12 protein-coding genes, 1 pseudogene and 1 other annotated feature are annotated in these 17,084 nt (G+C 37.3%); all 13 genes and pseudogenes read right to left on the bottom strand.

Annotated features, from left to right (window positions below):
* Positions 1-602, bottom strand: a pseudogene (locus ACAN52_RS16425) (acetyl-CoA hydrolase); the annotation flags it as partial.
* A 30-nt stretch (positions 603-632) separates the two neighbouring features.
* The gene (locus ACAN52_RS16430) at positions 633-1,283 is read right to left on the bottom strand and encodes a redox-sensing transcriptional repressor Rex (protein WP_378956017.1); all 651 of its coding nucleotides are present in this window, start codon (positions 1,281-1,283) and stop codon (positions 633-635) included.
* Positions 1,284-1,560: 277 nt separating this feature from the next.
* A complete protein-coding gene (locus tag ACAN52_RS16435; protein ID WP_378956018.1) occupies positions 1,561-2,826 on the bottom strand; it encodes an O-antigen ligase family protein in 1,266 nt (421 codons plus the stop codon).
* A gap of 89 nt (positions 2,827-2,915) precedes the next feature.
* On the bottom strand, positions 2,916-4,205 hold the full coding sequence (locus ACAN52_RS16440) for a bifunctional folylpolyglutamate synthase/dihydrofolate synthase (RefSeq protein WP_378956019.1): 1,290 nt from the start codon (positions 4,203-4,205) through the stop codon (positions 2,916-2,918).
* A 46-nt stretch (positions 4,206-4,251) separates the two neighbouring features.
* Positions 4,252-6,930 (bottom strand): valine--tRNA ligase, encoded by a 2,679-nt coding sequence (locus ACAN52_RS16445; RefSeq protein ID WP_378956020.1) that lies wholly within the window; start codon positions 6,928-6,930, stop codon positions 4,252-4,254.
* A gap of 48 nt (positions 6,931-6,978) precedes the next feature.
* Positions 6,979-7,213, bottom strand: a binding site (T-box leader).
* 57 nt (positions 7,214-7,270) lie between these two features.
* Positions 7,271-7,825 (bottom strand): 3'-5' exonuclease, encoded by a 555-nt coding sequence (locus ACAN52_RS16450; protein ID WP_378956021.1) that lies wholly within the window; start codon positions 7,823-7,825, stop codon positions 7,271-7,273.
* 12 nt (positions 7,826-7,837) lie between these two features.
* On the bottom strand, positions 7,838-8,710 hold the full coding sequence (locus ACAN52_RS16455; protein ID WP_378956022.1) for an aminotransferase class IV: 873 nt from the start codon (positions 8,708-8,710) through the stop codon (positions 7,838-7,840).
* A 10-nt stretch (positions 8,711-8,720) separates the two neighbouring features.
* Positions 8,721-9,392, bottom strand: a complete 672-nt coding sequence (locus tag ACAN52_RS16460) for an anthranilate synthase component I family protein (RefSeq protein WP_378956023.1) — start codon at positions 9,390-9,392, stop codon at positions 8,721-8,723.
* A gap of 29 nt (positions 9,393-9,421) precedes the next feature.
* A complete protein-coding gene (locus tag ACAN52_RS16465; RefSeq protein ID WP_378956024.1) occupies positions 9,422-9,583 on the bottom strand; it encodes a hypothetical protein in 162 nt (53 codons plus the stop codon).
* Between the two features lie 95 nt (positions 9,584-9,678).
* The gene (locus ACAN52_RS16470; protein ID WP_378956025.1) at positions 9,679-11,982 is read right to left on the bottom strand and encodes a diguanylate cyclase domain-containing protein; all 2,304 of its coding nucleotides are present in this window, start codon (positions 11,980-11,982) and stop codon (positions 9,679-9,681) included.
* A 260-nt stretch (positions 11,983-12,242) separates the two neighbouring features.
* Positions 12,243-13,181 (bottom strand): exopolyphosphatase, encoded by a 939-nt coding sequence (locus tag ACAN52_RS16475; protein ID WP_378956026.1) that lies wholly within the window; start codon positions 13,179-13,181, stop codon positions 12,243-12,245.
* Positions 13,182-13,328: 147 nt separating this feature from the next.
* A complete protein-coding gene (locus ACAN52_RS16480) occupies positions 13,329-14,384 on the bottom strand; it encodes a hypothetical protein (RefSeq protein ID WP_378956028.1) in 1,056 nt (351 codons plus the stop codon).
* Positions 14,377-17,004, bottom strand: a complete 2,628-nt coding sequence (locus tag ACAN52_RS16485; RefSeq protein WP_378956029.1) for a UvrD-helicase domain-containing protein — start codon at positions 17,002-17,004, stop codon at positions 14,377-14,379. Before ACAN52_RS16485 ends, ACAN52_RS16480 begins: the two co-directional genes overlap by 8 nt.
* Positions 17,005-17,084: the final 80 nt, after the last annotated feature.

Below are 17,084 nucleotides of genomic sequence, written 5' to 3' on the forward strand. Positions count from 1 at the left end.
CGATCATCCACTTTTACAATAGGAATTGGAAGACGGTGTGGAGGATCCATTGGAATATATATATCATGCATACCTTCAAGAGCAAGAGGCTGGCTTGTATTGACTTCTACAATAACAATATCAGCGCTTTGTACGAAGGATGCTGAATTACCCATTGAAGTGGTTGGAATAATATGTCCTTCTTCTGTAATAGCGCAAGCTTCAATGATCGCTACATCTACTTTTCCACCCAAAAATCCATATCTAGACATTTGCGCAGTATGACTTAGATGCAAGTCACAATACTTAACGCCACCAGAATTAAGAGATTTACGGATTTCATTGTTAGTCTGATACGGTAAACGTCTATTTATACCATTAACCGCGGCCAAAGCTCCATCGAGTTCCTTCCCAACGGACGCACCAGTCCAAAGGTTAATTTGGAAATGTTCTTTTTTGATTCTTTCAGCTAAGGCCAAGGGTACTGCTTTCGGATAACCAGATGGGGTGAACCCACTTGTTCCAACATTCATTCCTGGTTGAATAACTGCCGCGGCTTCATCAGCACTCACGATTTTCGCATGTAACGCAGAATTACGCACGCGATCTTTGATATCAATCATTTTAACACTTTCCTCCAAACATTTGAGTTATTATTCTACCTGCGTCTGTCTCGCCAAATAGAAAGACAAACTACTGAGTCCTACTGACAAGTCTTCATTTATGACTCGTACAGTATCAGGCACCTGAATTTTCATTGGGGCAAAGTTCCATATTCCACGCACACCAGCTGCAACTAATTTATCAGCAACTTCTTGTGCATAAATTTCTGGAACAGCAATAATTCCGATATGGATAGTTTGCTCCGTCATCACCTCTTCTAAACAATCTAGACTTGAAACTTGCACACCTTTTATACATTGCCCAATTTTATTAGGGTCAACATCAAATAAAGCTGTCAATTTGAACCCAAGAGAATCAAAGTTACGATAGTGAGCTAAGGCCCAACCTAAATGCCCTACACCAACTACAGCTATATGCCAATTATTATCCAATCCTAAGATTTTCCCCACATTGACAATGAGCTCTCGTATATAGTAACCAACACCCTTTTTACCAAACTGACCAAAAGATGCCAAGTCTTTACGAATTTGTTCAGGAGTAATTCCTAAACGGTGCCCGAGTTCTTCAGAAGAAATGATTTCCATACCTTCTTCTTGACTCAGCCTAAGAGTTCTAAAATATAAGGGCAGACGATCTATGGTCGCCTTCGAAATTACATTTTTATCATTATTATCTTTCAACAAAAAACCCTCCTCTGATTTTCAGGAGTCATCGGCCTGTATCAAAGTTTTGTAACTTCTATGCTTCCATAGTATGTACAATTTGTCACATAACCCAAAAACTCCTGCATAAAAACTATATATATTTTTTTTTTTTGTATTTTTAGCTATGTATACACGTATACTTACAGTTTTTGTATATACAGAAAGCATTTTTTGTGTTTTATTTGTTTATTCTAAATATTATATTAATTATTTTTTTACATTTAATGAAATAATTGTTTTTATTTGAAAATTTTTACATTACATTTTTTAGTAAAATATCTTGTTTTTGCCTTTGATGACTTTGCTGCCATACAACAACAATGAGTCCATTTAATAGCCAATATAGCATTGATAATTGGATATTAAACAGGACATAATCTGTAAGACCATTAATAATAATACCGCCAATCGCCGCAATAATTCCTAACATCAACCCTGATAACCAACATTCAAATGAACCTTGAAGCATCGATAAGGCCAAACGTACATGACCATACATGATCGTCAAAAAAGCGAGTAAGCCTGGAATACCGATTTCAGCCGCAATATTTAAATACATATTATGTGCATGAAATATTTTGATATTAGGATTATTTAAGAAAAAATCATATTCAGGATATACGAGCCAATAGGAGCCCCAACCAATGCCAAGGAGAGGCTTATCTACAATCATAGCAATTGTACTCTCCCATAATGCTAACCTCAAAGTCGACGAAGTATCAGTGGGATTCATAATAGACATAATTCTTTCTAACACTGCATCATGACAAAAAAGCATCACAATAGGCAGAAGAATGAGCAACCAGAAAATTTTCCGATTACATAATAAACCATACACACCAATGACAGCTAATAAACTCAGCCATGCTCCTCGTGAATAGGTCAAAACCAGGCAAGTTCCAAACATTGCCACTAAAGAAAATAATAAAATTTTTCCGCCTACGCTCGGAGTTTTATAGCCCATACTCGCACCGATCGCCATCATCGTCACTAGAAAGCCAGCCAATAAATTAGGATTTTCTAATGTTGAAAAAACCCTCATTTTAAGATCTGGAAATTGTTCTCCATCAACCCACTCATTGGCTGAAATATTAATGCCAAATAAATATTGATAGAATCCATAGAGTGTGACCATCAAAGCTGATGTTAGCATAACCCAAATAATACGTTTTATTTGAGCTGCAGAGCTAATATTATTCACTACTAAATAGTAAATAAGAACATAACGTCCCATTAAATTATAATAGTTATAAAAACTAAATCCACGATCTGGCGATGCATATATGGAAAATGCCGCTAGAACAACCAGTAAACCAATGACTACATCAAATGGCGTACGTTTAAAATCCATTTTTCTCTTCACTATCATTTTACTAAGCCAAAGTACTGCACCAAAGCCTAAAAAACCACTACTGATGGGGAGGGAGAGTGGCAAAAAAAAGGTCACCGCCAAAATGCAGTGCTCAATTAAATAATCCAAATAATATTGAGTTTGAGCAGTTTTATATGTCATATTCACAATTTCACCTGTCTAATAGTAATTATAATCACAAAATTACAACTACTAGATTATATATTGCTTATTATATCGGACAATAAATCTTTTGTCTACGTACATATTATCTGCCTTGCTGCTCCAACTAAATATAAGGAACCTGCAACACAAATCACACCATTTTCTCCTGCGAGAAGGCGCGTCTGTTCTAAGCCTGCTGAAATCGAATTAGCTGTCTCTACATGAACTGCCTGTATTTGCTTGGCAATCTCTTGGGGTTCTCCAGCTCGTTCGGATAAAGGTGCAACCACCACAACTTTATCAACAGGGTAAATTAGTTCTCTAAGAATGGCTGCCACATCTTTATCTTGCAAAATCCCCAGTAAAAAAACAATTTCTTTTTGTCCATAGAATTCATTCAAATTTTTACGTAGCCCTCTTGCGCCATCCTGATTGTGAGCTCCATCAATAATAATCGTTGGTTGTCCTGGAATGACCTCAAACCGTCCAGGCCAACATACTTCTAAGAGTCCTTTTTTCAGAGCAGACAAGGTAATACGCTCTTCTTCTTTGGCTAAGACAAATGCGGTCTTCACAGCAATTGCACAATTATCCACTTGGTGATGACCTAATAAACTAACTGTAAAGGTCCCTATATTTCCTTGTTCCTCATCTTCGATTACAACATTTTGACGATGTTCGATCAAACCAGCAAAAGTTGCAGAGAAATCATGGCCATAGCGATACAGCTTGGCTGATTTTTCTTGTGAAAATTCTTTAATAATATCGAAAGCTTCCCCTTGCGCTCCTGTAACAATCGGCACCCCTTGTTTAATAATTCCAGCCTTATGAGTTGCGATCTGAGAAATTGTATGACCACATTTATCAATATGATCTAGGGTAACATTCGTAATTACAGACACTTCTGGCACAATGACATTGGTCGAATCTAACAATCCGCCTAACCCGACTTCAATTACAGCATATTCCACTCCACATGTTGCAAAATAGTGAAAAGCTGCTGCTGTTAATACTTCAAATTCTGTTGGATGTCCAAACCCATCTTCGGCTATCTTTTCCACAAATTGACTTGTATACTTAATGGTTTTTGCAAACTGCTCAGGAGTTATTTGTTGTCCATTGACCATCATACGCTCTGTATAGTGAGCAAGGTGGGGAGACGTATACATCCCTGTTTTTATGTTGGCAGACCTTAATATAGATGCCAACATCGCTGTTGTTGACCCCTTCCCATTGGTTCCCGTAATATGAATTGTTTTAAATTTTTTCTCTGGATGATCCATCATCTCAAGAAGTTTTTCAATCCTAACCAAGCCTAAATTAATACCAAATTTACATAAATTAGCCAAATAATGCAAAGATTCCTCATAGGTCATCATCATCACATCCTTTGTGTAAAATAGGCGGGTGTAACACCCGCCCTTATCATTATATACTAGCTAAATAGACCAATCGTTCTTGAATCGCTTGTTGTTTCTCTTGGTATTCTCCAGCTTTGGCTTTTTCTTTTGCAATGACTTCAGGTGGAGCTTTTGCAACAAAAGCTTCGTTGGAAAGTTTGCCCGCAATGCGCGCCAATTCTTTATCAAGACCTGCCAATTCTTTATTAAGACGTAATGTTTCTTTTTCCACATCAATCATCCCTTTAAGAGGCATATAGATCTCTACACCATTGACAACAGCTGTCATGGCATTTTCAGGTTTCCCCGCCTCAGGGCTAAGCATTGTAATCGGATCAGCGGCTGCCATTGTTTTTACATACTGTAAATTGCTAGCAAAGACAGTTTGCAATTCAGCAGTAACAACTTGCAAAATAACTTCGCTTTTTTTGCCTGGCGGTACATTGACTTCAGCCCGCATATTACGAATGGCTTTAATGGCATCCATGATGGTATTCATCTGTTGTTCTGCTTGCTCATCAAGTAAACTTGATTCCTCAGCGGGCCACTCAGCTACCATAATACTATGACCTTCATGAGGTAAGTGTTGCCAAATTGTTTCAGTGATAAAAGGCATAAATGGATGTAACAGTTTTAATGTTTTCTCCAGGACATACCATAATACATACTGGGCTGTTGTTCTAGCCGAAACATCTTCTTTGTTATAGAGTCGCGCCTTAGCCATTTCGATATACCAATCGCAATACTCATTCCAAATAAATTCGTACAAGAGACGCGCTGCTTCACCGAGTTCAAAACGTTCCAAATTCCGTGTAACTTCAGTCACAGTTTTGCCAAAACGACTTAAAATCCATCGATCAGCTAAAGTAAAACTATTATTTTCTCGCGCAGTCACTCCATAACTTTCTAACTTAGAAACCTGGTCCACATCTTCTAGATTCATTAGTACAAAGCGAGAAGCATTCCAGAGTTTATTTGCAAAATTGCGGCTTGACTCTACTCGTTCCCAATAAAAACGCATATCATTGCCCGGAGTATTTCCTGTTACTAAAGTGAAGCGCAGAGTATCAGCACCATTTTTTTCAATGACTTCTAATGGATCAATACCATTGCCCAAAGACTTACTCATTTTGCGCCCCTGAGAATCTCGAACTAATCCATGAATAAATACATGTTTAAACGGAATTTCTTTTTTGAATTCTAGCCCCATCATAATCATTCGAGCTACCCAAAAGAAAATTATATCATAACCAGTCACAAGTACACTGGTTGGATAAAACTGCTGCAATTCATCTGTGTCCTCAGGCCACCCCATGGTAGAGAAAGGCCATAATCCCGAACTAAACCAAGTGTCTAATACATCAGAATCTTGCTGAATACTATGGCTACCACATGTAGGACAAACTGTAATATCTTCTCGTGCTACAATGGTTGCACCACATTCACAATACCAAGCAGGAATGCGATGTCCCCACCAAATTTGTCGTGAGATGCACCAATCACGAATATTATCCATCCAGTTAATATAAGTTTTGGTAAAACGTTCAGGCACAAATTGAATTTTACCTGAATTTACAGCTTCAATCGCAGGATCAGCTAAAGACTGCATATTAACAAACCATTGTTTCGAAACCAGTGGTTCTACAACTGTGGTACAACGTTGACAATGACCGACTGCGTGTTGATGATCATCAATTTTGACCAAATAACCTTCTTCTTTTAGATCGTTTACTAATGCCTTACGACACTCGTAACGATCCATTCCCGCATATTTGCCAGTCTCTGCTGCCATAGTTCCGTCATTGGTAATGACAACGATTTGCGGCAGCTTATGACGAAGTCCCATTTCAAAGTCATTCGGATCATGAGCTGGAGTAATTTTTACAGCTCCTGTACCAAAAGCCTGATCTACATATTCATCAGCAATCACTGGAATAGAACGTCCTACTAAAGGTAAAATTAAGTTCTTACCAATTAAATGGCTATATCGTATATCCTCTGGATTGACAGCAACAGCCGTATCACCCAAAATCGTTTCTGGACGAGTCGTCGCCACACTCAAAAATTCTCCTGAACACCCTTCCACAGGATAACGAACATGATATAGATGACCTGGTTTGTCTTCATGCTCAACTTCAATATCACTTAAGGCCGTATTGCAGCGTGGACACCAATTGGTGATACGATTTCCTTGATAAATAAGACCTTTCTCATAGAGGGACACAAACACTTCCCGCACGGCCTTAGAGCAGCCCTCATCCATCGTAAACCGTTCTCGCTGCCAATCACAAGAAGCCCCTAAACTTTTTAATTGTTTAATAATCCGATCCCCATATTGTTCTTTCCATTCCCATACTTTTTCGATAAATTTTTCTCTGCCTAAATCATGGCGGGTAATACCATCTTGCGCCAGCATTTCTTCAACCTTAATTTGCGTAGCAATGCCAGCATGATCTGTACCTGGCATCCATAAGGTATTATAACCTTGCATTCGGCGAAAACGAATCAGAATATCTTGCAGAGCATTATCTAGGGCATGTCCCATATGAAGTTGTCCTGTTACATTTGGTGGCGGAATCACAATACTAAAAGGCTTTTTCCCTTTATCCACTTCATCATGAAATAAACCATGATCTTCCCAATATTTATACCATTTTTCTTCTACTGCCTGGGGATCGTATACTGTTGGAATATTCTTTTCTGTCAAAATTAGCGCCTCCTCGTTATTATACAAAAATAAAAAGCCCTCTCATCCTAAAAGGACGAAAGAGCATACTCTCGTGGTACCACCTTGTTTTACCGCCAATAGCCATAGAAAATGCCTACGCGGACTCTACTGCCATAACGGGGCATACCGGCAACACTTACTATCAGTTCAGCGCTGCAGCTCAAGGACTACCTTCCCCTATTCCACTCCGAGAGATCTTTCAGCCACGGATCTCTTCTCTGAACGGCGGTCACAGGGTACTCCTCCCTATCATAGCTTATCGAAATATATCACCTATAATATACTCATAAGACATAGTATTTGTCAAGTTTATGCTACTTTATGCAAAATCTTTGACGGGTAGCTTTAATATATGCATTAACTGTAAAAAGTTATTAATTCTTAATTCTCGCCCAGCCAAAATGGCAATTTTTGCACATGTGCGGGCATCGTGAAGAGCATTATGGTGTTCAAAATCAATATTGAATCTTTGGGCTAGTGTATTGAGCTTATAATTATCTTCACCGGGCCATGTTTTTTTTGCAATTTGTACCGTACAAGCATATTTCATAGTAGGCACTGGTAAGGAATACGTTTGCAAAATACTGCGCAATACACTGATATCAAAAGCAGCATTATGGGCCAGAACAATTTTATTTTCAATATGAGGACAAATACGCTCCCATAATTGATCAAACGTTGGTTTATGCATCACATCTTCGGGCTGAATACCATGTACTTCGATATTACGATAATCAAATTTCATTACAGGAGGACGGATTAACGAATAAGCTGAACGGACAATCTGTCCATTTTCTACAGTAACAGCTGCCAAACTACATACACTTGAACGGCTGGCGTTGGCAGTTTCAAAATCAATTGCAACAAAATTCATTCTTAATTGGCGCTAGGTTGCGCTCTGACTCCTCTCAGTCTTAATTTTATATTCTTTTTGTAATAATTTCGTTATCTTACCGGGGCGACCATCTTTGACGATACGTTGGTCTAATATGGTCACAGCCATAATTTCAAGCAATGAACTGGTAATAAACATTTCGGATATTCCTAATAGTTCATCAGGATCAACTTGTCGTTCTTCTACCCTAAGACCTGCCTGATAGGCAATTTTTAGCACAAGGGCACGAGTAATACCTGGCAGCAGCCCACTCTTTTCATCAGGAGTAATCAAGCGATCATCAATTACAAAAAAAACATTGCACATTGTACCTTCGGCAACATTCCCCTTTGTATTAAGTAATAAGGCTTCGTTTGCTCCTTTATGCCGCGCTTCGGATTTCGCCAAGATATGATCAAGATAATTGGCAACTTTAAGGCCACATAAGGGTGAAGTGAGGTTGCGCCTTATGCTCGCTGTAACCATACTCCACCCTTGCTCGTACACGTCAGCACCAAGAAGCTGAATGGGATAAGCAAAGACAGCAACCGTTACTTGCCCACAGGTTGATGGATCGGGACGACTCGCACCAATCCCCCGGGTTACAGTAAGACGAAGGGAAGCCTCTTGCAGTTTATTTTTTTCTAACGTCTGATAAATGGCAGAAGATAATACTTCAGCATCAAACCATTCAGGCCATCCTAATACAAGACTACTAGCATGGAGACGTTTCAAATGTTCCTCTAAACAAAAAACGTTACCTTGATAAACGCGCATGGTTTCAAATAAACCATGACCGTATAAAAAGCCATGATCGAAGGGCGAAATGCTAGCCTCACTTTCCAGAACCATTTTATCATTTAGATAGATCCAATTATCCTGCATTATACTCTCCTTACACCTTGTAGCCTAAAGCACCCATTAATGCCCGTCCTTTATCCAAGGTTTCCTGATATTCTAATTCAGGTACAGAATCAGCAACAATTCTGCCACCAACGTAAAAATTAGCTTGTCCATCTTTTATAATCAATGTACGAATGACAATATTCAAATCTGCATCACCATTAAAGTCAATATAACCAATAGAACCTGTATAAATTCCCCGTTGTATAGACTCTTGTTCTGCAATAATTTCCATAGCCCGTACTTTTGGTGCCCCCGTGATCGACCCTCCAAGAAAAGAAGCCATGATCACATCGATAATATCCTTATTTTTAGAAAGCCGACCTATCACTGTCGATACCAAATGAAAAACCGTAGCGTACTCCTCTAAGCGAATGAGATCTGGCACGCAGACACTGCCATATTCACATACCCGCCCTAAATCATTACGTTCTAGGTCAATAATCATAATCAGTTCTGCTTGATCTTTCTCGCTGCTTAAAAGTTCTTGCCGTAAGTGTTGATCAGACTGTTCGTCAATACCACGAGGTCTTGTACCTTTTATAGGCCTAGCTTCAACCATTCTATCTTGCAAAAGCAAATATCGCTCAGGGGATGCACTCGCTACCACCACTTCAGGAAAATGTAAATAAGCAGCAAAAGGAGCAGGATTACTATAGCGCAAATAACGATATAAGTCAAAAGAAGGGACTGTTAATGGTGCTGAAAAATTAAAATATGAGTAGGTGCCAAATTCTCAATTTCTGAAATACTAATTTTATCATTACGCGCTACCTTAATATCCTGTCCAAGTTCACCAAGATATTGGATTAGATTATATACAAAGGAATCATAGTTATCAATTACAAAAATCATTAGGACCTCCACAACAGGATAATAATCCTATTATGCCACAAAACTCAAAAAACCTCTACCTAACTAGTTTACTAGTAAAATAGAGATTTTAAATCTTAACATTCTTTTGTAGTATCGATAAGTTGATGATTTGTAGCAGCGATTTCTCTCATGATAACTTGGTGCCTCTCAGCTCCTAAGTCAAGAGTTTTAGCAACTATATTTTTAAAGATTTCAACTAAATTAGGATCAAACTGAGTACCAACACATCGTTCAATTTCAGCGATTGCATCATCATGGCATATCGCATCACGATAAGGACGCTCATTTGTCATTGCGTCATAAGCGTCGACAATGGATAAAATACGACAAGCAAGTGGTATGGCTTCGCCTTTAATGCCCAGTGGATAACCTTGTCCATTCCACCATTCCTGATGTTTGAGTATCCAGTCAGCAATAGGGGCCAACTCACCGGAAGACTGAGCAATACGATAACCAATTTCACAATGACGTTTCATAATCTCAAACTCACTATCAGTTAAGCGCCCTGGCTTAAATAAAATTTCATCAGGTATACCAACTTTCCCAATATCATGAAAACGACCAAATAAACGTAAGTCTGATAGCCGACTATCGGATAACCCGATTGCCATTGCTAATTCCACAATCAAATATTGTAATCGATCAGCATGACCACTGGTAACAAAATCACGCGCTTCTAATGCCTTTGCAAGGGTCTGAACAATAGAACTTCTAATGCTTTGGCTACTATGTAATTTTTCGCGGTACATGTTATCATCAGCAATCTTAAATACTTCATATAAACTTTGTTCTGGCTGGCTGCGCAGACCTATCCCTAGGGAAATACTCATTGGTATTTTAAGATTATCCTTACGAAATTGGCTAACGCACTCTCGGATCTTATGACAGACATTTTCAACTTCTATCTGATCTTTATTCGGCAACAAAATGGCAAACTCATCGCCACCGACACGCGCTATCTCATCTTTCGCCGACAAACAACTTTCAATTATTTTAACAGCGCTCATTAATAATTCATCCCCAGCTTGATGGCCAAAGGTATCATTTACTAATTTCAAGCCATCAATATCGCACATAATAATGCCAATAGGAACTTGACAACTGTCACTTAATTGTTGAATTTTTTCTTCAAAATAGGATCGATTATATAGCCCTGTCACCTTATCATGCAGTGCATAATACTGAAGCTTACACTCCAGTTCTTTGCGTGTCGTGATTTCTCTAGCAATAGCAATGACTTCATTTATACCGCTTTTCAATATTCGTATTTCTTGGTATTTCAAAACACCTTGTTCAATCTGTTGATATTCAAAAACTTGGGTAACCCCTGTCAAAAGAGTTTTTTCTATGTTATCCATGAGTATTGATGAATATTCTGGCAATAAAAAAGTTTCTATTTTCTCTCCAATTCTTCCCTGCATGTCTATCGCCCATTCTAATTCTTTGCCCTTTTTATAATCAAGTAACGTTCCATGTTGATCCAATTGAAAAATAGAGTCTGGCAATGCATCAATCAAGGCTTGATTACGTTTTTGACTCGTTTGTAATTCTTCATGGAGCAACAGATTGACTAAGGCAATGGATGCTAATTCGGCAAAACTGTCTAACATGAGTCGTTCTTCTTTATCAAATACATGATGCTCCGTATAGTTCATACTAAATACACCAATGACTTCTCCCCCTGCTTTTAAAGGGAGCCCAATCGCTGTACGCAAAAGATTATAAGGGTGACCTGTCAATCGATCTTCCCATTTGTGATAATGATCAATGACGAGTGTTTCTTCATTTTTCCATACTTGGCCGATTAACCCTTCACCTTTTTTTACACTGGTCTTAATTTCATCTACAGAAAATCCATCAATGACTTTAGATTTCATCAGCATATCATTTTTATCAAGTAAATAAATATAACCAAATTGGGCACCACTTAATGCCATCATTTTACTTACGACAATGGCAAAAGGATCTTGTACCTTATACTCCTGTACTAAAATGAGAGAAGCTTCATGTAAGGCATATAAACACTCATTTCGACGGCTAACTTGCTCTTCACGATTCAATATTTCATCAAATTGTTGCTTTAACTCTTCTTCTTGGGCAATTAATTCTTCATAAGCTAGCATCGTTTCTTCATGTTTTTCTTGTAATTTTTGCTCTGATTCCACAATAATCTTCATATGCTGAAAAATTAATCGATAAAGTAATACTGCAGTAATCCCAACAAATAACCAGCCCTTTACAATTTCAATAGTAATAACTGACACTGGATCGGAAATAAAATAATGTAATACACGATCTGATAGTAAAATCCATAAAATACTGGTTACTGCATAAACCATCGTAATTTTAAAAGCAATTGAAGATGCCCGTCGAACCATGATGCCCACTCCTTATAATGCCCTTTTTCTGTATCATTCGATATTTTTTTTATTTTTCCTGTATTATGTCAAACAGAACTAACAATAAGCAAAACCTTAACCATGGTTACTTGATACTATTTTGATTGTACAACAAATAACCGCCCAGTCTTATATAGAGCTACTCATAAAATAAGTTTGAAAGTCTTCCTCTCAAATCTATCTTGTGAGCAGTCCCCATATATAAAAGGCGGTTAGTATGCCATATGTAAATTAAAAATTTAAGCGTCAGCGTTTATTTTTTCAATGAGTTCTTGTAACACAAGATCAGCCTGATTATGATTAACTTGACAAGTTCCGGCATTGAGATGTCCGCCTCCACCGTATTTAAGCATTAGCTCGCCAATATTGGTATTGGATGTACGATTGAAAATGGACTTACCAACTGTAAACACCGTATTTTGCTTTTGGAATCCCCACATTCTGTGGATTGAAATATTACACTCCGGAAATAATGCATAAACCATAAAGCGATTACCACTATAAATAATTTCTTCCTGCTGTAAATCTAAAACAACTAAATTATTATGAACTGTTGCACAACGCTTAATCTGTTCTTTAAACTTTTCCGCATGCTCAAAATAAAGATCGACTCGCTCTTGCACATCAGGTAATAACATGATTTCATCAATTGTATTCGTGCGGCAATAATCAATCAGTTCCATCATCAAATTATAGTTTGATATTCTAAATTCTCTAAATCTTCCAAGTCCAGTCCGAGCATCCATTAAAAAATTGAGTAGTGCCCAATCGGTTGGATTCAATACTTCTTCTAAATTGTACTGAGCTGAATCCGCTTTATCCACCGCTACCATCATATCTTCAGAGACCTGAGGGAATCGTTCGCGTCCACCAAAATATTCATAAACAACACGCGCTGCTGATGGAGCATCAGGATTGATAATATGATTCTCTGGGTGTCCCTTTACACGGAATGTCTCGCTTAAATGATGATCGAAAGCCAAATATACGCCTGGAACATAGGGTAAATTTGTAGTGATATCATTCTCCGTGACTGCAATCTTACCATCTTGCATGTCTTTTGGATGAACAAATTTAATTTCTTTTAGTATATTAAGTTCTTTTAACAATACTGCACAAACCAATCCATCGAAATCACTGCGTGTCACTAATCTAAATGTTCTATCTCCATTTTCCATAATACCCCTCCTGCATCCTATCTCGACTATGATCTTGGTATGACAGATATAGTCATAAAAATTACTATTTCTTACTCACTTTTATTCTCTCTACAATATGGTTTATCCTGCTAAAAAATGTGGAATTACAATATTATTACCCACTCCTTATTTCCAGCGTAAACCTAAAGCACCTTTTATTTTTTTCAAAATGACTTCATCTAAATTTTCTTCTGCCCACTTCTCAACAGCTGCATTTAAATGTTCTTGTTGCCATTTTTCACATATGTTCGTAAAGTATTCATTTGCTACTTGATCAGTCGCTTTCATTTTTTCAACAAAAGCATTCATCGCCAAATTTTTTTGTGCAATACTGAGCAGTTCACCTTGCATTTCTTTTGTTTCAGACATCATGCGCCGATACTCTATCATTTGCAACTGCAATTCTTGCTGCATCACATTCATATCACGAACACTGCTACTGATCTCATGAGCAACCTCAACCATTCCATTCTGCATGCCCTTTAACTGCTCTACTTCAGCCTGTAAAGATTGATAAGCGGGTACCATTTCTTGGGTATATTGCTTTAGGTAGGTACTGATTTCTTTTAACTCAGCAAAGGTTTCTGCCGATTGGACTGCACATTGACTACCCAGTTCACCAATCATTTTAAAAGTACTGACCACATCCTGTTGTTGCGCTCCAGTATGGCTTAAAAGTTCCTTATGCTGCTCTAATTTTCGAGTCAATTCACTATGCATATTTAATATTTTGTTCATATCAGTATGCATGTTTTTCATTGTGAGCTCTGTTGACTGTTGTGCATCCCCTACGATCTCTAATTCTGTTCCTAGAGTTCCATAAAAAGGGATAATCTCATCTAGATACTTTTGTAAATATTCTTGAATATGATTGAGTTGTTTCCATGATTGCTCAACATTTTCAGAATACATTTCACCTCTGGCTTGCATTTCTTCAGTATGTAATTGTATTTTTTTTAGGTTATCACTAATCGTTGAATACACATCATTCGCCTGAGTAAACTGTTGATTTACTTTTGGTAATAATGTTTCTATTTCATTTTTCAAGGCAAAATTTTCTGCAGTCTTATGGAATTCTTCCATAACTCCATGTAGACTCAAAATTCCTTCTTGTAAGGAACTTAAACTCTGTGAGCTTTTTACAAACCCATCTAATAATTTTTCCAACTGTTTCTCACTCATCAGATGCAAACTCCTTTTTGACCATTTCAATACCATGTAAACAATCATCACATTTTTTTTGATACTCGTGAAACTTCGGTCCTAAATAGTTATCATAAACTAATTTCATAAAGTCATGATTATCAACCGATTGAGCAATGACTTCATGTATGACAGCAAGAGGTTTCACAAACATAGTTTCTACTTCCGTAGGGCTTGTCATAATTTGCAGTAAAACAAATAAACGAACTTGATCATCCTCTAACTCTTCTGCAAGCTGCCACGCCTCATCATTTTCATCTGCCGCTAAAAACTTCTTGATCGCCTCCAAATACAAACCTTGTTCACGAAAAATTTTCCCCTCACATCGCAAAACCCCAATTTGTTCATTCATGTCAGCATATCCCTGCATGGCTTGCTCATAATTCCCTAGGCGTTCTTGATTCCGAGCATCATTGAGGATTTCCTGACGATTGGCACTTCTGGTTAGTTCCATCGAAGCAGAATCAAAAGTTTTTATGATTTGAAAATAGTCTCTGAGCTGTGACAATAAGGGATGATCAATCTGTTCTTCATAAATGCATAAATTTCGTTTTGCACGAGTTAAGGCCACATAAAAGATATTGAAATAATAACGATACTTGGCATTCTTTTTGCCCTGACCTGCCATAATATCTTGCCATTCACTCAAAAAAGGCGTCAGCATGTTGACACATACCACATAGTCATATTCTAAACCTTTAATTTCTTGAACAGTAAATACACGTTCAGCAGTTCCCATTTCTTCCTGAATTCGTTTTTTTTCTGTTTCGTTTGGAACGACAATAATTGCATATTTACGATCTTTTCGTTGTAAGGTCGAAAATAACTCTCGTTCATTATCTGCTGTTGGCATTAACCAAAAAGGTAGATTCCCTGGATTTTGCAAAGGAATGGAACTAAAGTTATCTTTAGCTCCAATATAACTCTTACACAATTCACCCATTTTATTACTCAATGTTACGATGTGTGCTTGACTACGATAGTTTTTTTCAAGTAACTGAAGTTCTTTTTCCACATGATGATAATGAAAGGGCATTCGTAGCCGACTAAAACTAAAATAGGTGGGATTGATCATTTGATGAATATCACCACTAAAAAAGAAATCATTAAAATGACCATTGTCGCGTTTTAAAGATAAGAGTAAATAAATTTGAAGTTCACTTAAATCCTGAACTTCATCCACCATCACATAATCATAATTAGGTTTTATTTTGCCCTCTTTGATCATAACCAGCATCCTGCGAGCCAGGTCATTTTCATCAAATTTATTTACTTTTTCCAACCAAGCCTGATACTTTTCTGCAATATAATAAATCTGATTTCGCTCTTCTTTGCTAAAAATACAATCATCATCCTCCAAACTCAGATAAAGTTCTTTGGAAATAAGTGGCGATCGGAATTGCCCTTCTTGCATTTTTTTCTTAATTTGTCGAATATCAGTGATGATTCCTTCTCTTCCCTGTTCAGCTCCCAATAGTAAATCAACAATCATATCCTCATTATTTTCATTAAACAATGATTGTGGATTTTTGATAACCATATAATGATCTTTTTCGATCTGCGCAATAAACTTATGATGAATTAAAAAATCTAAGGTTCCTAAGCTGATCTTTTTATTTAGATTATCAAAAACTTCATTGCGTAACCAATACCTGCCCATAAACCCTTTGATGAGACCACGAATTTCTTGCCAAATATCAACTTTGTGAATGAGCATATTGTGAAAGAGCGGCCAATTTTCCGTAGAAAAATCACTCTCAAATTTACGAAAATCAATTAACTTTCCAAATTTAACTCCTAATTTAGTAAAACAAAAGTCATTGAGTGAATGAAACTCAACTTTAGCCATCAATTCATTGGGATTACTCTTGCTATAGTCTGTTTGATACACATCATACATTTTTTCAAAATCTGTTTTTAATGTTTTAGTATAGGTAAAATAAGCCAATTTTGCATCTTTATTTTTACTGAGTGCAAATAATTTATGTAGTCCAATCGTTGACTTACCCGTACCGGCTCCTCCTGATAAAAATACAGGACGATCGTGGATTTGCACACAATTATATTGCTCATTATTTAAATAGTACTGCCAATCTTTCACTCCATCTTCAGCCATTCGCGCCAAATCGTGATCTTCAACTTGGTAAGCGCGCGTATGATCAATCATCAAATTTAAGGCTGCATAATTCGCTTCAATTTCAGAAAAAATTATACTTTCCGTTTCTTCTGTATAGCCTTCCATTTCAAAATCATATTCAGAAAATTTTTCATTACCAGTGACTTCAAAATTTCTACCTTTACGGATTTGTTCATCATGATTACAGTAAGCAAGTAGTACAATACCACATTTATTTTCCAACCGAATACCTTTGACGTCATCAGCATATATAAACAAAATCCGATCATCATTTGCCATTCGAAACTTATATTTATCAACAGTACCTCGAATGCGCCGTGCATAGAATCCTTTTGGCATATTACTTATATTACCGCGCTCTTCGGTGAGTTTTTTTAAATAATAAGGTAGCTTGCGGCGGACATGCTGTACCTTTTCGTGTGGTATACTATCCCAAAACTGCTGTAATATTAAATGTTTCATGTGACGACTCCTTACAATCTGAATCACTGGTTGCTGAGTCAGTACCCGCACCGCAATATTCTACCTATTTTACCTTTGTT

It is taken from the genome of Pelosinus sp. sgz500959 (assembly GCF_042610375.1).
Classification (GTDB): domain Bacteria; phylum Bacillota; class Negativicutes; order DSM-13327; family DSM-13327; genus CTSoil-075.